The organism is Oceaniglobus sp. K40-3 (assembly GCF_055808395.1).
On sequence record NZ_CM147868.1, the window covers coordinates 2,096,723 to 2,114,054 of the forward strand.

Consider the following 17,332-nt stretch of genomic DNA (forward strand, 5'->3'; position numbering starts at 1 on the left):
TTTGCGATCGGGGCGTGGCGCAGGCTGCGCCCTTTTTCGTTGGCGAAACGCAAAACGGGCAAGCTGTTCTGGCTTGCCCGGTTCAGGATGTTGCTGGGTCGGTGTGGTCTTGGCCTGTGGTCTCAGGCACCATAAACGGCCGCTTGGGCGATCTTGCGGGCGTCGCCCTTATAGATGCCCAGATCAAGCGCCACGTCGAGGGGCAGGGCAGAAAGTTCGGCAACCGTACGACGATATGCGGCACGTTTGGCGGCCGCATTGCGCAGGGAACGATAGAGGCTCATTGTGTTTCCTTTCGGGTACTTTGGTGCAGACATCCGTTGCCTGCACGCCCTAGATGGACCCGATGTTAGCGCCTCACAACGCACAGGTTTCGAATGCTGCTATGCAGAAAATGCAGGGCGGAGCCGGTTGCTTGTTTACGGATTTGGACGCTGTCAGCGGTCGTTCAATCCCTTGCCGTTGAGGATCGCAGGCTTGCACTTTGCTACCCGCGCGGCGCGGGTGCTGGCCTGTTTTGCGCCCGAGAAATGCAGAACATAGCCGCGCTGCCGCCCGGGCGTGAGCGCGCCAAACGCCTCGGCAAACCGGGGGTCATCATCCAGCGCATCCTGCAACGCATCGGGATAGGCAAGGTTTTCCTTTTCAACAAAGGCCACACCGCGCCCATCTTTTTCAAGCTGAATCGCCTGTGCGATATACTGTTTTATCAGAGCTTCGCCGTTGGTGATTTCATCAAGATTGGTGAACCGAAGCTGGCGCATGGCCTGCGAATGTTCGCCCGGCGCCACCAGCGCATTCTGCGTATCCGTCAGCAGTGAGCCCTTGAAAAAACCCAGCGCGCAATATTGTTTCATCGTGAAAATAATGGCGACATTGCCACCCCCAAAGGAATAGCAGAGCTTGCCCCACTTCACCGCCTCATCAAGGTCACACCCAAGCGCCAGTGCCCGTAACGCCTTGCGTTCGCCGTGCCAGTTTTCTTGCGCCAGCAAGGCGGAAACTTGAGAAGTGTTCGACATTGGACATCCTGCGTTGGGATATTTGCGCACCATAGCACAGGCCCCCGCGACGACAAAGGCGCGTGGGGGGCGCCTCTTGCCATCTGTGAAGATCTGAGTGCGGGTCGGACGGTGCGTTCAGCGACGTTGCAATGTCTGATCTGGTGATTGGATGTCCCCCTGACCCGCCCTTACAAAACATGCTTGATCTGGGCGTTCAGGGGCGAAACGTTTTGGCGAATGGCAACGGCCCGGGTGGCGCGCCCCAGAGCAGCCGTGCCCTTAAAACGCACCCCAGGGCGCGCTGCGTGGATGCCAGGGCATCACGCCGGTCTTTGATGGGCACGCGCTTTTGGGTCAGTGCAAGCACAAGCGGCAACGCTGCCTTGTGGATGCTGGTCATGACCGTTTTCTGCCGGGCGGCTTCTCTGGACATGGCTTGATGCAGGGCAGGTTCAGGCCGTTGAACTGATGGCCAGTGCATGCAACAACGCATAATGGACAACTGACCTGGTGAACGTGGGTCAAGGGATGCTCCTCGGATTTCTCAATCGGACTTTGCAAGCAACCGATCACAACCTTTGACAAGGTCTGTTCGCAATTGGTTGTCAGCCTGAAGAGTGCGGACGCGCTGAAAGCTAAACACAAGTAACATGAAGGCCGACCAATGGATGACTATCCCGACGATGTAACGACCCAAGGCAGAATTGACGTTGGTGGTACCGCCGGGGGTAACTTTGAAATCTCTGGCAACGTGGATTGGTTTCAGATGCAAGTGGCCAAGGATCAAATTGTTACGTTTGATATCCCAAACTACATAGAACTCATTGCTCATGGTGAACTTGGCCCATACCCTCTTTACGTCGAAGTCTATACCGCCTCTGGCGACCTGATTGCAGAAGAATTCCCCCACTATTCCAGAGAGGTCTTTTTCCGCGACGCAGGGACATATTATGTCGCCGCGCAAATCAGGGGTTCTGACCGTCCCGAATCTCAAACCGGAAGTTACACGTTCGAGGTGTTGAACTTGGGATTCAGGATGTCCGGGACTCAACAGGATGATATCCTCACTGGCAACTTGACGTCCATGAATACGATATATGGTTTGGGGGGCGACGATATACTGACTGGGGGTCAGAAAAACGACCGGATCAACGGCCAATCTGGGGATGATAGGCTCTTTGGAGGGGAGGGCGATGACAGTCTTGACGGGAGTTCCGGAAACGACTCGATATTCGGCGAGGGTGGGAACGACAGCCTCGACGGTTGGCGTGGCGACGACAGTCTCGACGGTGGGCTTGGTAGCGATACGGTTTACGGTGGCGATGGCAATGACGTGATCCACAGCAGTGCGGGCCACAACAAATTGTACGGCGATGACGGTGAAGATATGATCTTCGCAAGTGCTGTCGGCGATTTCGTTGGTGGTGGCGCGGGCAACGACACGATCCAGGGTGGTGACGGGGCCGATACGATCTATGCAGGCACTGGAAACGACAGTGTGGGCGGAGGCGCTGGCGACGACCTGATCTATGGCTCTGCTGGGTCGAACGTAATTGATGCTGGCCTTGGCAATGACATGGTGCAGGGCGGCGATGACGGCGGCACGATCCAGGGTGGTGAGGGAGCCGACAGGATCTATGCAGGCAATGGCAACGACAGCGTGGACGGAGGCGCTGGTGACGACCTGATCTATGGCTCTTTTGGGGCGGATGTGCTGAACGCTGGCCTCGGCAATGACACAGTGCGGGGCGGCTATGGCAGCGACACGCTCTATGGCGATGCAGGGCGCAACCAGTTGTTCGGCAATACTGGCGATGACGTGATCTATACGAACGCGGGCGGGGGCATTGCCGCAGGCGGCTCGGGCAATGACCACATCTTCGGCGCTGATGCGGATGATATGATCAATGCCGGTCAGGGCGATGATTTCGCAGGCAGCGACGCGGCGGCTATCACAATCTATGGGGGGTATGGCAACGACACTGTACAGGGTGGAATCGTCGGGGAAACGATCTATGGCGGTGGCACCGGGGCAAATGTGCTTTTGGGCAACGACGGCGATGACTTGATCTATGCCGGTACTGGCGTTGATTTCCTTGCGGGTGGCGCGGATAACGACACGATCTTTGGCGGCGACGGTCAGAACAAGATCTATCTCGGGTTTGGTGACGATCTGGCTGGCGGCGGCCAAGGGAATGATGTGATCATCGGCGGGGCGGGTAACAACCGTATCTATGGCGGCACTGGTGACGACATGATCTTTTCCGGCACGGGGCAGGACATAATGACCGGGGGGCTGACGCAGATATTTTCGTATTCAACCGCGAAGCCACGCTTGGGCTGGACTCAGAGCGTGATGTGATCACCGATTTCACTGCCGGGGGCGACCAGATCGACCTTGGCGCCCTGAACATGACGTTCATCGGCGATACCGCATTCAGCGGTACAGCGGGTGAACTGCGTTATGTCCCCGGCTTTGTGATGGGTGATCTGGATGGCGACGGGATCAACGATTTTGCCATCGAACTTCTTGGTGATCCGACCGTGACGGCCAGCGATTTCATTCTCTGACACCGAAGTCTCATGACACTTTGGCCGACTGCTGCCTGCTGCGGGGGGATGGGCATGGTGCTCGAAGGAGGCGCTGTGCTCCAGTGCTGAGGTCAAATCGCTTGCTTCGCCCTTGTGAATCTGGTCCGCAAGCCGGGGTTGTTCCGGCGCGGACAAATCTTGGGTGATGCCGCAGAGGCTCTGACCTGCCCCCCGGAAGTTCCCTCAATCTGATGTAGAGTCTGCCCAACCTGAAGGAGCAGACGAGATGAGGAAAAGCCGTTTTACCGATGCGCAGATAATCGGGATGATCAAAGAGCAGGAGGCTGGTTTGCCAACCGCTGATCTGTGCCGGAAGCATGGCCTGAGCCCTGCGACGTTCTACAAGCTGAAGGCCAAGTATGGCGGGATGGATTTGTCCGATGCTAAGCGGCTGAAGCAGCTCGAGGATGAGAACGCGAAGCTGAAACGCCTAGTGGCAGATGTCATGCTGGACAATGTTGTGCTGAAGGATCTCCTGGGAAAGCCCTGACGACGCCGATGCAACGGCGGGACGCAGCGCTGCGGGCGATGCGGGATCATCCGATCTCTCAACGCCGGGTCTGCGTCCTGATCGGTGTCGATCCCAAGACCGTGCGGCGCGAAAGATCGCCCGATAATCCGGAGGTCCGCCTGGAAATGAACAAGATTGCTGAGAAACGGCGCCGGTTCGGTTACCGGCGCATTGGCGTCCTGCTGGAGCGCGTGGGCATGATTATGAACGAAAAGAAACTTTACCGAATTTACCGGGAAGAGGGTCTGTCAGTGCGCCGCCGTAGAGGCCGGAAACGGGCGCGAGGCAGCCGCACACCGATGCCAGTGCCATTGCGCCCGAACCAGCGCTGGTCCTTGGACTTCCTGTCCGACACCTTCGGAGCCTGTCGCAAATTCCGCATCCTGGCTGTGAACGACGATTGCTGCCGCGAAAACCTATGCCTGGTCCCGGACACGAGCATCTCCGGGGCCAGGGTCGCACGGGAGTTGGATGCGCTGGTCCGGATCTATGGGAGGCCCGCCTGCATTGTCTCGGACAATGGCACCGAGTTTACCAGCAAAGCGATCCTGAAATGGGCAAACGACAACAAGGTCGAGTGGCATTACATCGATCCCGGCAAGCCGCAGCAGAACGGCTACATCGAGTCATTCAACGGCAGCCTCCGCGATGAATGCCTGAACGAAGAGATCTTCGACACCTTGGCAGATGCCCGCCGAACGCTGGCCCTCTGGCGCTACGATTACAACAACGTCAGGCCACACTCATCGCTCGGCAACAAGACCCCAGCAGAAGCGCGCCGGGCGCTTGACCTACATGATGGCACCGCGCCCGGCGCGCTTGCCACACCCGAAATCGACGACTATCAAACCCAAGGACTCTCGTTATGAATGAGGGACGACCGGGGGGCAGGTCAGGTCCACGCGGTGAGACCCATGTTCTAGTTACACGGAAGCACTGTAGCGTGGGACAATTGATTTCAGTTGGGCAGTGTGTATCCCATCGAACTCGGTGTAAAACGCATCATCAACCCAGGTTGACACTGCCTGAACGACTGGAGGCGTGCATTGAACTGGAGAGTGCTAACCTAATACTAACCGTTCTTGGGTTGGCGCATAGGTTGGCGGCTAGGTCGCTGGGCGCGCAATATTTACCTGCAAAAACAATAGGTTGGATTTTTTAATGGTGGGCGACCCAGGAATCGAACCTGGCGTGCGTCTCCGCGAGGGAGTTACAGTCCCCTGCCACACCTTGCGGCCTGTCGCCCACGTGAACCGGATGACCGGGTCAGCGTGGGGGTGGATACCGGCGCTGGATTTCAGCGTCAAGCGGGAAATGCACCGAAGCGTGTGACATGCGCATCCTCTGGCGTTGGCGGCGCATTCAGGCTAGGGCAGGGGAAAGGTTGCAGAGGCGGTCCGAGATGAAAAAACCAAAGTGGGTGGTCGAGAAAGAGCGCGACAAGCGGGCGGCAGCGGCGGCGACGGTGTGGCTGTTCGGGCTGCATGCGGTGCGCGATGCCCTGCTCAACCCGGCGCGGGTGCGGGTGCGGCTGGTGGTGACGCGCAACGCGCTGGATCGGCTGGGCGATGCGGTGACCACGGCGGGAATTGACCCCGAGGTGGTGGACCCGCGCAAATTTTCCGCACCCCTTGATCCCGGGTCGGTGCATCAGGGGGCAGCACTTGAGGTAAAGCCGCTGCACTGGGGGTCGGTTGAGGATTGCTGTATCGCCCCCGATGGCCGGTTGCCCCTGGTGGTGGTGCTGGATCGGGTCAGCGATCCGCACAATGTAGGCGCGGTGTTGCGCAGCGCCGAGGTGTTCGGTGCCTGCGCGGTGATCGCCCCGGCCCGTCATGCGGCGCCCGAAACCGGCGCCTTGGCAAAAACGGCCTCGGGGGCGCTGGAGCGGCAACCCTATCTGCGGGTCACCAACCTGGCCGACGCGATGGAGCGGCTGCGGGCCATGGGATACACGCTGATCGGGCTGGATGGCACGGGCGAGGGGACGCTGGGTGAGGCGCTGACGCCTCTTGCCGGGCGCGCCGTTGCGCTGGTGCTGGGGGCCGAGGGGCCGGGTATGCGCGAAAAGACCCGCGACACCTGTGACACAGTCGTGCGGATTCCGGCGGCAGGGGGGTTTGGGTCGCTGAACGTATCAAACGCGGCGGCGGTCGCGCTTTATGCCGCGTCACAGCGGTAATCATGCCCGAATCGCGCGGTGGTCACAAAACAGAGAGTGGGTCTTTTTCTGCCCGCCGTGGCCCCCATATCACAATCAGGACGCGGGGCCGGAACCCCCGCAAAGTCCTTCACTGTCCCTCGTTCCGAACTTGCGCCCGAAGCAATCTTCGGGCGTTTTTTTTGGGGCCTATATACTTAACTAGGGGCTGTTGACGTTCAGGATTCCCAAATCACCTGACTTCTGATTCAAAGTTGCAAACAGAGGAGAGCAGCCTTGACCCGAAGAGTTTTAACCGGCGCGCAATGGGCCACGATCGAACCGTATTGTCTTGGGAAGGTTGCCGATCTGGGAGGCATTGTTGCAGAACTCTCTCTTGAGGTGTGAGTTTCCCTTTCCCCACTGACGTCATGCGACGCGAAGGATCTCGGCGGTGCCGAGGGCCGAGAAGCGGTTCATGAGGGCGATGCGGATGTGGATTTCGGCGGTCTGTCTGTCGGGGTCTTTTGCGGCGATACGCTCGCCGAAGGCTTTGAGGCAACGCATTTTCGCCTCGACCCGGCTGCGGGCGTGGTATCCTGTCCACCGCTTCCGGAACGCCCTGCCATAGTGTCGGGTCGCCCGTGGCGTTTCGTTTCGGACGCGTGCTGCCGGACAGTCTTCTTTCCACGCTCGCCCATTCTTTCGGATCGGGATGATCGGGACGGCGCCGCGTTCGCTGATGGCCTTGTGGCAGCGGCGCGTGTCGTAGGCGCCGTCCATTGCCCGGCAGGCGATTGCGGAGCAATCGGCCGAGAGGGGGCGGTGACCGTGCCGATCTGCTCGTCCCCGGGAATCTGGTTCAGAAGGTCGGGCAGCACACTGCCCGGCAGTGCATCACGCAGTGATGTCACCGTCGCTTGAGCCGTCAGGGGGCGCACCGGGAAGGGCTGCGCGCAATTCCCTAGCCTTCTGTGCAGCTTGCGCCAGCCTCGTTATCAGACCGCCCAGACCGGCGATAACGCCGCCAAACTCGGCTGTGTTGATTGTTGACACCTCAAGAAACGCGGCACGGCCAGCCTCGGCAGTTGCCTGTAGCTGCACCTCAAAGTCGTCTGCGCTGATCGTGCCTGCTCCCATCTGGCCGGAAAGGTTGCGCATAGCATCAGCAGCGGCCAAAAGATCGTCGGCGGCCTGATCATAGCCCCAGGTGCGCAACTGCGCTGCGGCCTGCATAAGCTGGCCAGAAAGGGTGTCGGCGTCGGTGCCAAGACCTTCATAGACGCGGCGCAGTGCGGCGATCTCGGCTTCATGGGCCTTTACCGCTTCGCTGTCTTTCTTGAGGGCATCGCTTACGCCATCGCCAAGCAGCTTTTCGCCCTGATCGGCAGTGCGAAACAGGTCTCCAATATCGGCGCGCAAGGTTACGATCTTGACGGCAGTGTCTGCCGCACCGACGGCAAATTCCTCGAAGAACCCGCTTATCCGCGTCTGCAATGCCTGAAACCGGCGATCTAACTCTGCGGCCTTTTCGATCAGTTCTTTATCCAGAACAGCGCCCGAGTCGCGGGCCTGTTGCATCGTCTTGCGCAAGGCGGCTTCCCCCTGCCCAAGCAACTGCACAAACTGTTCGCCACCGGTGCCGCCGAACACTTCGTCGGCAATCCTGATCTGCGCGGCCTTGTCCAGACCTTCAAGCCGTCCGGTGATTTCAAGGAACAGGTCGCTGGGGTCGGCCAGCTTCGTCTTGAGTTCGGTTGCGCCATAGCCAAGGCGCTTGAAGGCATCGGCGGCGCTTCCCTGACCGGTGACGACAAATTCGTCAGCCCGAAGGGAAAGTTCCTTCAAGCCATCGGTCCGGGCATCCACACCCACGCGATTCTGATCGCCCAGGAATTTCAACTCCTGAAAACGCTCAATACTTACGCCAGCACGGGCTGCGGCGTCTCCGATCTCGGCAGTCTCTTTGACGATACCGCGCATACGATCCGCGACGGCATCAAACGCACCGATGGTCACGGCACCGGCAAGACCACCAGCAAGACCGGGGCCAAGGCGCTTGAACATGGCAGGGGCGCTGTCTCCGGCCTTCCCGTAGCTGTCGCGCATGTTCTCGGCAGCCGTAGCCATGCTGTAGAAGTGATCGACGATTGCATCGGCGTTGATCGCGGCCACCTCGTTTTCCGTCACCTCGGCAGAGGTCAGGATACCTTCGGCCTGCGTGGTGCCATTGCCGTTGATGAACCATCCGGCCTCTTTCTGGCCGAACCGGCGGGCGATATGACCGGCCAGATAGGCCGACAAATCGACGTGGGCATCTTCCAGCAGCGTCTTGGTAACAGGAACGATCACGCCCATTTCAAAGGGCTTCACGTCGATCTGTTCGAAGGTCGGTTCGCTTTCGGGCTTGGCGGCACCTTCGGCAACAGCGGCGGGATTCACTTCGGTAACAAGCCGGGGCAGTTGCAGCAGCGGGCCGTTCATCTGGATCGTTTGCGCGACCGAACGAACCGGGCTAAATTCCGCGATCTTCTCAAGAATGGTGGTGCTGACAGTTTCGGGGGCAAGAATGCCACCTGTGCCGGTGCCAACGCTCAAGGCCTTGATCTCGGTTGCGTCACCGCTGCGCAGGTAGTTCGCGAACGCCTTCTTGTCGGTGCCGGTCGTCAGCGCGGGGGTGGAAAGATTCTGCGGACGGTTGGCCTTGGCTTCGATCTTGTCGAGACGGTCGGCCAGTGCTTTCGAGTCGGCCTTGGTTTCGACGGCTTTCAGGCGGTCTTCCACCGTGGCGGTAAAGTCGGCCAGTGCCTTCGTTACGATATCGTCGGGGGTCTCTTCCTCGGACTTGCGGTCCAGGACGGCGAAGGCCGTGGGGGAGATGTGTTTCAAGATCTCGTTCCTCATAAGGTGCGCCGTGGCGCGGTTGATTGCCGTTGCGAGCTGAAGCGCCCGAACAGCGGACTTCGCCGACGCGACACGCGCACCGGGATGGCAGGGAATGGCGACAAGGCTGCATTCCAGCAATTCGAGTTCGGAAATGGTGCGCCCGCCTTTGGGGCGCTTCACCGCTTTGCGTGTCAGGAAACCGATAGACAAGCCGCGCACGGCACCGGATCGCACAAGGGCTTGCACCTCACGCGCACGGGGAAGATCGGCGATCAGCAGACGGCCCTTTATGTGCAGGCCGTCTTCGCGCTCTTCGGCGGATTCCCACGCGCCTACCGGGTCGTTCTGGTCGTGGCCGAACAGCATTGGGACAGGCATGACGGCGCTGGCAAACGCGCCTTTCGTGATCATGTCACCCACGCGATCCGCTGTTGCGAAGGGCCACGCAATACCTTCGATTTCGCCGGTATCCTGATCGACGGTAAGCTGTGCCTTGACTTCAAGCCGGGTGGTCATGCAGATTCACCTTTTGTTTCCTGAATCCCGTTCCACCGGGCATCCAGGATATCGAGGGCAAGCGGGAAGGTTTCGGACATGGGGCGGTCGGTCGCGTAGGCCTGCACCAGGGTGTGCGCCTCTTGCGGGGCCATGCCTGCACCGATCAGACCAATCCGGATGATCTGTGCGAGGTCAGAACCGGCAAATTCCATCCTGACCGCGCGTTGATACAGTGCGCCGATGCCCTGACCGGTGATCCGCTCAAGTTCAGTGATCATGGGGTCGGTCAGGGCGAAGACGTGTTCGCCATCACCGAAGAAACCCTTGTGGGTGATCTCGTTCATTGGCCTGCCTCGGGTGTGGAATCGGAAACAGTTTCCGATTTGCCGGATGTGGTGAAGGGGTTCGCCAGGCTGTCACCATCGGGGCGCGGGGTCAGATTCAGGCCGCTGCGCACCTCGTTAGCGGTAATCGCACCCATGCTGCGATACTGGCTGTATGCCGTGGCACGGGCGGCGTGATCGGTCGTCAGCAGGTCGTCGGTGACAAACTCAACGTAGTAGCTGGCGCGTTCCTCGGGGGTCAGCAGGCACCGCGCATAAGCCCATGCCCAGGCTGTCAGCCATGGCTTGAGCGTGATGGCGTAAAACTGACGGGCCATTTCTTCGGTGTTCGACCATGTGCCGCCCGTCAGTTCAAAGAGCATCGTCGGGGGCACCCGGAACACGCGGGCGATCTCTCTGATCTGTTCTATGCGATTGTCCGCGAATTGAGTGTCGGCCAGCGTCATGCTTAACTGATCGTAGGTCATTCCCTCGTCCAAGATCGCGGTGCCGCCTGCCGATCTGCCACCGTGGGTGTTGAACCACGAACCCGCGATCTTCTTTTTCGCCTCGTTATCCAGCACCTTTTCAGACCGGATGATTCCAGAGGGACGCGCACCGTTAGCGAACAGACTGCCAATGTGCTGTTCAAAGGCGAGGGCAAGCGCAATGGCCTCACGGCCCAGCGTGATCGGTGACACGCCGCCGAACGGCTGGATGTGCAGCACGTCGCGGTAGCTGTGGATCGTGTCGTCAGCATCTGTGCGGATCGTATAGACCGGTTCGCCGTCTGCGGCTGTATCCTGGCGCACCTTGTGCGGGTCCAGCCGGTGCAACTCAAAAGGGGTGCCATCGCCAAGGCGGGTCACTGCGGCATATCCGTTGCCGGTCAGCAGGGCGTCGGTTGTGAGGGCGGCGCGCAGGGCTTCGGCAGAGGTCCAGTCGTTTGCAGCTTCGTGGGTCAGACGATAGGCCGGATGGTCCTTGGCGGCTTGCTTGTCGTCGCGCTGATAGACCTTGGCGGGCAGGCAACCAACGCTTTCAGCGATCAGGGACACCGCGCAGGCGACGGCAGGGACGCGCAGGGCAGAGGTCGGCGAAACGTGGATACCGGACGCGGTAGGGGTCGCACCAAACAGCCCGAAAGCCTCGGGGTCGGTTAGCGTGATCGCCATCTGTTCGGGCTTGAAGCCGAACGCGGTCTTGATCTTATCGAATGCCATGCGGTGCCAATCTACAACAGAGTGTTGTGGATATAGCGCAGTGCAAATCGGCTGGAAAGAAGAATGTTATATTATAACAAATCTATTTCAGCAGATATTCCGGCAGGCGGGCGATGGCGTCGATCTTGGTTTTCAGGGTCACGTCGCCATAGTGATCGGCAGCGGTCTTGCCAGCGTGACCTTGGATAGCATCCACCACCCGATCAGAAATTCCGAGTTCGCGGCACGTTGTCTTGAGCCTGTGCCGCCAGGCGTGGTTCGGCTGCAATCCCTCGGGTCGCAACCCGCTTAGGCGTAACCAGTCTGCCAGCTTGCCAGATGCGACCATCGCGGCACGTTGAAAATTCTTCGGGTCGGTCGCGTTATGAAACAGCGGGCCGGGGTGCGCGGCTTCTACAAAGTCTCCGAACCCATCGTCGATAAACTGGGGATGCAATGGGACATCACGATATCCACCGGCCTTGACCGTGCCAGCATCGGGCGTGATCCGTGCCACCCAAGTTGGGCCAACCTTGGTGATATCCTCTTTGCGTATTCATCAAGGGCCAGTCGATCCTGATAGTTACGGAACGCCAACTGATCAGCGGCCAGAGGATACCGGTTCAACATCACCGTCCTGCCTTGCGTACCTGCGGCGCTACGCTCTGCTAGGGCGATCTTGTGCTGTAGTTCAGCTACGGCACCCGGCAGCAGGCGCAAGGCAGAACGATAGTTTGGACCTAGCGCAGTTCGCAGTTCGGTCTTGCCACCCATGTGCCGCCGGAGGTCTTTCGGTATCACCAGACGGGCAAAATATCTGCCGTTGCGATTCAGTAGGTGCCGCACCTTGCCAGCCATATCCGTCGCTCATTTTGTAACATGGTTTGTGACAGCAGAATGGCATTAGAGCCTTGTTTAATTTCAACGGGATAAGGTGGTGCGGGTGAAGGGACTCGAACCCCCACGCCAAAGGCGCCAGAACCTAAATCTGGTGCGTCTACCAATTCCGCCACACCCGCACGTTCGCCGCACGGCGAAACCCGGCCTGCGACGCGCTGGATGTAGCAAAGCCCGGGCCGCAAGGCGAGGGCGAATTGCGCAATTTTCGCCGCGCGTCCGGGAATTGTTCTGCGGCGGTCGCCAAGGCGCTGGCCGACGTTGGCTTTTCGCCTTGGCCGGTCAGGCCGCAGGGCAGGGCGCGTGGTGCTGATTTGCAAAAGCGCCCTGTCAGAGCAGGAAATCCGACGCTGATAATGCGCCGCTGTTATGAAGTTCGAACGACCAGTCGGCCTGCCCATCGCCGTCGGTATCCCCAACCACCAGAGACTCTTGCGTCGCATGATAGAACGACGCAACGCCGCCGCCCACAAAGCCGTCTGACCCGTTGAACCGGGTGTTCAGGGCTTCGAGGTTGATCTTGTCGACACCGATGGTGAAATCCATGATTGCATCGCGGGTTTCTGCGGTCGAGATATCCCATCTGTGTTCAAACACAAACACATCGGCGCCCGCCCCGCCGGTCAAGACATCCTGCCCGAAACCCGCGATGATCGTATCCGCGCCAATGTCGCCGTTGAGGATGCTGTGACCGGGGCCACCGTGAATGATATCATCCCCGGTTCCGCCCTCAACGGTATCGGCGTCGCCGTATCCCGCATAAAGCGTGTCATTGCCATCGCCGCCCAATACCCGGTCGTTGCCTTCGCCGCCACCGATCAGGTCATCGTCGGCGCCGCCTTCGATCACGTCATTGCCGAATTGCCCCAAAAGGATGTCATCACCGCCGGCGCCTTCAATGCTGTCGTCGCCGCGCCAGCCCAATATGGTGTCGTCGCCCCATATGCCGATCACGGTGTCGTCGCCGAGGCCGCCAAGAATGGAACTGCCGCCGCCGCCAAAAATGATATCTCCTCCCGGACCGCCGTAAATTGTATCTGTGCCGGGTCCGCCGGTAACGACAAATTCGTTCCCATCGCCATTGCCAAATATCCTGTCGGCGCCGGTTCCGCCGATAATTACATCGCTGCCGTCACCGCCCCAGATTGTGTTGTTGCCACCAACGCCAAGGATGCGATCATCGCCCGTCCCGCCGATGATATTGTCGTCGCCAGTCGCGCTTCCTCTGATGTAATCGTTCCCGGCGTCGCCCCGCATGATGTTGCTGGTCCCATCGCCCCCGATAAGGACATCATGGCCGTTCCCGCCAAACATCTGATCCGACCCGGCGAAACCATACAATGTATCCTGTCCAAAGCCGCCCAACATTGTATCGTTTTGCGAACCGCCATTCAGCAGGTCATTGCGGCCCCCACCATCCATGTAACTGGCTTGGGTTGGCGAACCATCAAGACTATCATTGCCGTCGGTGCCAAAAAAGCTTGGCGCAGAGTTTACGGATAGGGTGTAGGAACCGATGTTGTCATAAACGTTGACGACCTCAATGTAATAGGTGTCGGACCCTTGGGGGATAAGGAATTCTTGGGTGCGTCCGTCGGACGCGGCGTAAGGCAGTTGAAATCCGGGCTGGTAAACGCCATCGGCATTGTAAACGTTTAACATTGAGGGGGAAGCGGCACCGGTAAGCGTTATATCATAGACCCTGTCGGCCAGCATTTCGATGCGAAACCAATCCTTGTCAAACGTGACCTCAAGGACTCCGCTGACGGACCCGCCGTCGCTTACCGCCCCTGTTGTCGATGCGTCATCTGCAAAATCGTCCATACTCTGACCCCTTGGATACAAAACCAAACTGCAATCGCAACGAAGTGGCTTTTCATTCTTCCGGCCCCAACTGGCACTGAAAAAACGCGATTGCCGAACCCGGTGCGTGACAGCCCGGTCAGGCCAGCATCACCCGGTTGGCCACTTGGTTCAACCAGATCATCGCGCACCCGGAAAACAAGCGGAGTCTGCAAGGGACCGTTTTCGATCGCCGCCGTCAGACCGATCTGCCGGGCGGCAGGCGCCGCATATGGTTGGCGGACAGCATGGGATCAGGGTTTCTGATGGCGGCGCCCTATCGGTGATCGCCTATCCCTAACGAGAAATTGACGGCAGAGTCGCGGGCACTGGTTCAGTTGCAAATGGGGCGCCCGGTGAAAAGCGCCCCTTGGGTGATCAGCGGATCAGAGCAGTTTGCCCATGGCGACCGCGGTGTCGGCCATGCGGTTGGAAAAGCCCCATTCGTTGTCGTACCACGTCAAGATGCGCACCATGTTGCCGTCCAGCACCTTGGTCTGGTCCATGTGGAACACCGAGGAATGGGGGTCGTGGTTGAAATCGCTGCTGACCAGCGGTTCATCCGTATAGCCCAGAACATTCTTGAGCGGGCCATCGGCAGCGGCGCGGATGGCGTCGTTGACTTCCTGAATGGTGGTGGCGCGCGATGCCTCGAACGTCAGATCGACAACCGAAACGTTGGGGGTTGGCACGCGGATCGCCACACCGTCCAGCTTGCCGTTCAGTTCGGGCAGGACCAGACCAACGGCCTTGGCCGCGCCGGTGGATGTCGGGATCATCGACAGGGCCGCCGCGCGGGCGCGGTACAGATCCTTGTGCATCGTATCCAGCGTCGGCTGATCGCCGGTATAGCTGTGGATCGTGGTCATGAACCCTTTGGTGATGCCGACGGTGTCGTTCAACACTTTAACCACCGGCGACAGGCAGTTGGTGGTGCAAGAGGCGTTGGACACGATCAGATCATCAGCGGTCAGCGTGTCGTGGTTCACCCCGTAAACGATGGTTTTGTCGGCATCGGTGCCGGGGGCGGAAATCAGAACCCGCTTGGCGCCGGTCGACAGATGCGCCTGGCACTTTTCCTTGCTGGTGAAAATGCCGGTACATTCCATGATGATGTCCACATCGCCCCAGGGCAGGTCAGCGGGGTTGCGGATGGCGGTCACTTTCATCGGGCCACGACCCACGTCGATGGTGTCTTCGGTGGTGGTCACTTTGGCGGGGAACCGGCCATGCACCGAGTCATAGCGCAGCAGGTGGGCGTTGGTTTCCACCGGGCCCAGATCGTTGATGGCGACGACTTCGATATCGGTGCGGCCCGACTCGATGATGCCGCGCAAGACATTGCGCCCGATGCGTCCAAATCCGTTGATGGCAACTTTGACGGTCATTGAAGTTCTCCTGTGGTGTGTCGGTTCACGGTGGGGGCCGGATGAAACGCCCGGCGCCCCGGTGGCAATGAGGTTGGCGTTAAGTTGTGGAAAATTCCCCGAAGGTCAACCGGGCAGAGACGGGGCAGGGCGCCCATTACCGCCAGAATGCCACATAGAGCACCAGATCGACGAATTTGCGCCCGAGAAAAACAACAATGCCTGTATCATACCAATGGTCCAGCCCGATCAGTGCCAGGATCGTGATGACAATCCCGATGGCAATGGCATTTGTCATAGGTGGTTCCTGATCCTGCGTCCGCTGGTGCGCAATCTGCCAGAAACCCCGGGTGGGGGCCAGCCCTGACGGTGCTTGCGTGTGATGCGGGCAGGGGGCAGTGTCGGGCGACCGGACGGAGACAAGATGATGGAGCGATGGGCGTGGATAACCGGGCGGTGCCTGATGGCGCTGCTGTTTCTTGGGGGCGCGGCGCAAAAGGCGCTGGACCCGGGGGCGGTGATGGGGCTGCTGGCGGGCAAGGGATTGCCGGAATGGCTGATCTGGCCGGCGCTGGTGTTCAATGCCGTTGCCGGTGTCGCGCTGATTGCGGGGTGGTGGCTGCGCCCGCTGGGGTTTGCGCTGGCGGGTTATTGTATTTTTACCAGTTGGTTTCACTTTCTGCCTGACGACCCCTGGCAGATGACGATTTTCTTCAAGAACTGGGCGCTTGCCGGCGGGTTTCTGGTGCTTTCCGGGGCCACACCGCCGCGCCCCGGGTAAAGTTGGCCCTTCACATTCGTATTGGTTGCGATAAAATCGCCGTCTTACTGAATTCAGGCGGAAAACATGATCGCGTCACAACACCCATTGCAGGAACAACGCCTGAACGCGTTGCGCAGTTTTGGCATTCTGGATACCGAACGGGAAAAGGATTTCGATGATGTTGCGCTGCTGGCGTCGGTGTTGTGCGATGCGCCGATTTCGGTGATCAACCTGATCGACGAGGACCGACAGTGGTTCAAGGCCGAGGTCGGGCTGGGCGTGCGGGAAACGCCGCTGGATACGTCGATCTGTTCGCATGTCATCCTTGACGAACCTCTGGTGGAAATTCACGACACCCTGCGCGATGGACGGATGCAGGACAACGTGCTGTGTCAGGGCGATCCGGGGCTGCGGTTTTATGCCGGGGCGCAACTGTTGACCGAAGAGGGGCTGCCCATCGGCACCCTTTGTGTGCTGGATCACAAGCCGCGAAACCTGAACGACGTGCAGCGTCAGGCGCTCCGGGTGCTGGCGCGGCAGGTGATGAAACAGATTGAGCTGCGCCGCGCCCTGGATCAGGCCGATGTGTTGCGCCGCGAGGTCGATCACCGGGTGAAGAATTCGCTGCAATCGGTGGTGTCCCTGACCCGGCTTCAGGCCCGTTCCGGCGTGTCGGACGAGGTGAAGACGGCGCTTGAAACGGTCATCCAGCGGATTGAGACAGTCGCGGCGCTGCACGATCAATTGTACCGCTCCAATGCCACGGATTCCGTGGATCTGGCGCGCTATATCGCCCGGGTCGCCGACAGCCTTTGTGCCCTGCGCCCCGAAGGGGTGACGCTGCACATTGATATCGCGCCGGTGATGGTCAGTTCAAAGCGTGCGGCAGCGGTGGCCGTGGTGGTGAATGAATTTGTGCAAAATGCCCTGAAACACGCCTTTCCCGATGGGAAAACCGGCCGGGTCAGCGTGACCGGCGGGCCGGACGGGCAGGGCGGGTTTGCCCTGCGCATGGCGGACGACGGCGTGGGTTTCCCCATCGACCACCGCCGCCCCGGCGGCCTCGGCCTCGCCGTAATCGACGCCTCGGCAGATCAACTGGGCGGCAGTTACACGCGCGAAGACGTGGCACAGGGAACGGTCGGGGTGTTGCGGTTCGAGGTGTAGGGGGCAGAGGGGGTGTGCGCTTTACGCAACAGAGTCCCACAGCATCAGATTTCCTAGTTTAGGATTTCATCCCTCGGTGAGCCAAATCAATGGCATTGTTGATGCCTACCAAATAAATTACGTTAGAGATTTCTAATACC

At 59.7% G+C, this 17,332-nt stretch carries 17 protein-coding genes, 2 tRNA genes and 2 pseudogenes; 7 read left to right on the forward strand and 14 right to left on the reverse strand.

Annotated features, from left to right (window positions below; all coding sequences use genetic code 11):
* Window positions 1-122: 122 nt before the first annotated feature.
* The 3 genes from AC0L7P_RS10880 to AC0L7P_RS10890 form a co-directional block, all read right to left on the reverse strand.
* Window positions 123-284, reverse strand: a complete 162-nt coding sequence (locus tag AC0L7P_RS10880; protein WP_473432815.1) for a hypothetical protein — start codon at window positions 282-284, stop codon at window positions 123-125.
* Window positions 285-437: 153 nt separating this feature from the next.
* Window positions 438-1,022, reverse strand: a complete 585-nt coding sequence (locus tag AC0L7P_RS10885; protein WP_473432816.1) for a YdeI/OmpD-associated family protein — start codon at window positions 1,020-1,022, stop codon at window positions 438-440.
* Between the two features lie 526 nt (window positions 1,023-1,548).
* Window positions 1,549-1,836, reverse strand: coding sequence for a hypothetical protein (locus tag AC0L7P_RS10890; protein WP_473432817.1), 288 nt, complete (start codon window positions 1,834-1,836; stop codon window positions 1,549-1,551).
* 252 nt (window positions 1,837-2,088) lie between these two features.
* Between AC0L7P_RS10890 and AC0L7P_RS10895 the strand changes: the two are divergent.
* The 4 genes and pseudogenes from AC0L7P_RS10895 to AC0L7P_RS10910 all read left to right on the forward strand — a co-directional run.
* Window positions 2,089-2,265 (forward strand): annotated as a pseudogene (locus AC0L7P_RS10895) (calcium-binding protein); the annotation flags it as partial.
* A gap of 126 nt (window positions 2,266-2,391) precedes the next feature.
* The gene (locus tag AC0L7P_RS10900; protein ID WP_473435441.1) at window positions 2,392-3,366 is read left to right on the forward strand and encodes a calcium-binding protein; all 975 of its coding nucleotides are present in this window, start codon (window positions 2,392-2,394) and stop codon (window positions 3,364-3,366) included.
* On the forward strand, window positions 3,345-3,575 hold the full coding sequence (locus tag AC0L7P_RS10905; RefSeq protein ID WP_473435442.1) for a M10 family metallopeptidase C-terminal domain-containing protein: 231 nt from the start codon (window positions 3,345-3,347) through the stop codon (window positions 3,573-3,575). The genes AC0L7P_RS10900 and AC0L7P_RS10905 overlap by 22 nt, the downstream gene beginning before the upstream one ends.
* A gap of 247 nt (window positions 3,576-3,822) precedes the next feature.
* A protein-coding gene (locus AC0L7P_RS10910) for an IS3 family transposase (protein ID WP_473432659.1) occupies window positions 3,823-4,976 on the forward strand; the annotation gives its coding sequence in 2 pieces (ribosomal slippage) (window positions 3,823-4,072 and window positions 4,072-4,976; 1,155 coding nt in all).
* 293 nt (window positions 4,977-5,269) lie between these two features.
* Here AC0L7P_RS10910 and AC0L7P_RS10915 read toward each other — a convergent pair.
* Window positions 5,270-5,353: transfer RNA gene (locus AC0L7P_RS10915), tRNA-Tyr, on the reverse strand.
* A 156-nt stretch (window positions 5,354-5,509) separates the two neighbouring features.
* On the opposite strand from AC0L7P_RS10915, the gene rlmB reads away from it, so the two are divergent.
* Window positions 5,510-6,289 carry a 23S rRNA (guanosine(2251)-2'-O)-methyltransferase RlmB gene (rlmB, locus tag AC0L7P_RS10920; protein WP_473432818.1) on the forward strand — a complete coding sequence of 260 codons (780 nt, stop codon included), beginning with the start codon at window positions 5,510-5,512 and terminating at the stop codon, window positions 6,287-6,289.
* A gap of 387 nt (window positions 6,290-6,676) precedes the next feature.
* Here the strand turns inward: rlmB and AC0L7P_RS10925 are convergent.
* The 10 genes and pseudogenes from AC0L7P_RS10925 to AC0L7P_RS10970 form a co-directional block, all read right to left on the reverse strand.
* A pseudogene (locus tag AC0L7P_RS10925) lies at window positions 6,677-7,128 on the reverse strand (transposase); the annotation flags it as partial.
* A gap of 16 nt (window positions 7,129-7,144) precedes the next feature.
* The gene (locus AC0L7P_RS10930) at window positions 7,145-9,649 is read right to left on the reverse strand and encodes a phage major capsid protein (protein WP_473432819.1); all 2,505 of its coding nucleotides are present in this window, start codon (window positions 9,647-9,649) and stop codon (window positions 7,145-7,147) included.
* Complete coding sequence (locus AC0L7P_RS10935) at window positions 9,646-9,975, reverse strand: gene transfer agent family protein (RefSeq protein WP_473432820.1); 330 nt, start codon at window positions 9,973-9,975, stop codon at window positions 9,646-9,648. Before AC0L7P_RS10935 ends, AC0L7P_RS10930 begins: the two co-directional genes overlap by 4 nt.
* Window positions 9,972-11,177 carry a phage portal protein gene (locus AC0L7P_RS10940; protein WP_473432821.1) on the reverse strand — a complete coding sequence of 402 codons (1,206 nt, stop codon included), beginning with the start codon at window positions 11,175-11,177 and terminating at the stop codon, window positions 9,972-9,974. Before AC0L7P_RS10940 ends, AC0L7P_RS10935 begins: the two co-directional genes overlap by 4 nt.
* Before the next feature lie 82 nt (window positions 11,178-11,259).
* A complete protein-coding gene (locus AC0L7P_RS10945; protein WP_473435540.1) occupies window positions 11,260-11,673 on the reverse strand; it encodes a site-specific integrase in 414 nt (137 codons plus the stop codon).
* Window positions 11,571-12,014, reverse strand: coding sequence for a DUF6538 domain-containing protein (locus AC0L7P_RS10950; RefSeq protein ID WP_473432822.1), 444 nt, complete (start codon window positions 12,012-12,014; stop codon window positions 11,571-11,573). The genes AC0L7P_RS10945 and AC0L7P_RS10950 overlap by 103 nt, the downstream gene beginning before the upstream one ends.
* Before the next feature lie 77 nt (window positions 12,015-12,091).
* Window positions 12,092-12,175 (reverse strand) — tRNA-Leu (locus AC0L7P_RS10955).
* 208 nt (window positions 12,176-12,383) lie between these two features.
* Window positions 12,384-13,877 (reverse strand): calcium-binding protein, encoded by a 1,494-nt coding sequence (locus AC0L7P_RS10960; RefSeq protein ID WP_473432823.1) that lies wholly within the window; start codon window positions 13,875-13,877, stop codon window positions 12,384-12,386.
* A 404-nt stretch (window positions 13,878-14,281) separates the two neighbouring features.
* On the reverse strand, window positions 14,282-15,283 hold the full coding sequence (gene gap / locus AC0L7P_RS10965) for a type I glyceraldehyde-3-phosphate dehydrogenase (RefSeq protein ID WP_473432824.1): 1,002 nt from the start codon (window positions 15,281-15,283) through the stop codon (window positions 14,282-14,284).
* Window positions 15,284-15,419: 136 nt separating this feature from the next.
* Window positions 15,420-15,560, reverse strand: coding sequence for a hypothetical protein (locus tag AC0L7P_RS10970; RefSeq protein WP_473432825.1), 141 nt, complete (start codon window positions 15,558-15,560; stop codon window positions 15,420-15,422).
* A gap of 126 nt (window positions 15,561-15,686) precedes the next feature.
* Here AC0L7P_RS10970 and AC0L7P_RS10975 point away from each other — a divergent pair, with 126 nt between their 5' ends.
* Together AC0L7P_RS10975 and AC0L7P_RS10980 are read left to right on the forward strand one after the other, a co-directional pair.
* Window positions 15,687-16,043 carry a DoxX family protein gene (locus AC0L7P_RS10975; RefSeq protein ID WP_473432826.1) on the forward strand — a complete coding sequence of 119 codons (357 nt, stop codon included), beginning with the start codon at window positions 15,687-15,689 and terminating at the stop codon, window positions 16,041-16,043.
* A 66-nt stretch (window positions 16,044-16,109) separates the two neighbouring features.
* A complete protein-coding gene (locus AC0L7P_RS10980) occupies window positions 16,110-17,192 on the forward strand; it encodes a sensor histidine kinase (protein ID WP_473432827.1) in 1,083 nt (360 codons plus the stop codon).
* Window positions 17,193-17,332: the final 140 nt, after the last annotated feature.

Excerpts from the sequence above, each read along its gene's own strand:
- AC0L7P_RS10880 (WP_473432815.1), bottom strand. The coding sequence starts at position 284 with ATGAGCCTCTATCGTTCCCTGCGCAATGCGGCCGCCAAACGTGCCGCA.
- AC0L7P_RS10885 (WP_473432816.1), bottom strand. The coding sequence starts at position 1,022 with ATGTCGAACACTTCTCAAGTTTCCGCCTTGCTGGCGCAAGAAAACTGG.
- AC0L7P_RS10890 (WP_473432817.1), bottom strand. The coding sequence starts at position 1,836 with ATGAGCAATGAGTTCTATGTAGTTTGGGATATCAAACGTAACAATTTG.
- AC0L7P_RS10900 (WP_473435441.1), top strand. The coding sequence starts at position 2,392 with ATGATCTTCGCAAGTGCTGTCGGCGATTTCGTTGGTGGTGGCGCGGGC.
- rlmB (WP_473432818.1), top strand. The coding sequence starts at position 5,510 with ATGAAAAAACCAAAGTGGGTGGTCGAGAAAGAGCGCGACAAGCGGGCG.
- AC0L7P_RS10930 (WP_473432819.1), bottom strand. The coding sequence starts at position 9,649 with ATGACCACCCGGCTTGAAGTCAAGGCACAGCTTACCGTCGATCAGGAT.
- AC0L7P_RS10935 (WP_473432820.1), bottom strand. The coding sequence starts at position 9,975 with ATGAACGAGATCACCCACAAGGGTTTCTTCGGTGATGGCGAACACGTC.
- AC0L7P_RS10940 (WP_473432821.1), bottom strand. The coding sequence starts at position 11,177 with ATGGCATTCGATAAGATCAAGACCGCGTTCGGCTTCAAGCCCGAACAG.
- AC0L7P_RS10950 (WP_473432822.1), bottom strand. The coding sequence starts at position 12,014 with ATGGCTGGCAAGGTGCGGCACCTACTGAATCGCAACGGCAGATATTTT.
- AC0L7P_RS10960 (WP_473432823.1), bottom strand. The coding sequence starts at position 13,877 with ATGGACGATTTTGCAGATGACGCATCGACAACAGGGGCGGTAAGCGAC.
- gap (WP_473432824.1), bottom strand. The coding sequence starts at position 15,283 with ATGACCGTCAAAGTTGCCATCAACGGATTTGGACGCATCGGGCGCAAT.
- AC0L7P_RS10970 (WP_473432825.1), bottom strand. The coding sequence starts at position 15,560 with ATGACAAATGCCATTGCCATCGGGATTGTCATCACGATCCTGGCACTG.
- AC0L7P_RS10975 (WP_473432826.1), top strand. The coding sequence starts at position 15,687 with ATGATGGAGCGATGGGCGTGGATAACCGGGCGGTGCCTGATGGCGCTG.
- AC0L7P_RS10980 (WP_473432827.1), top strand. The coding sequence starts at position 16,110 with ATGATCGCGTCACAACACCCATTGCAGGAACAACGCCTGAACGCGTTG.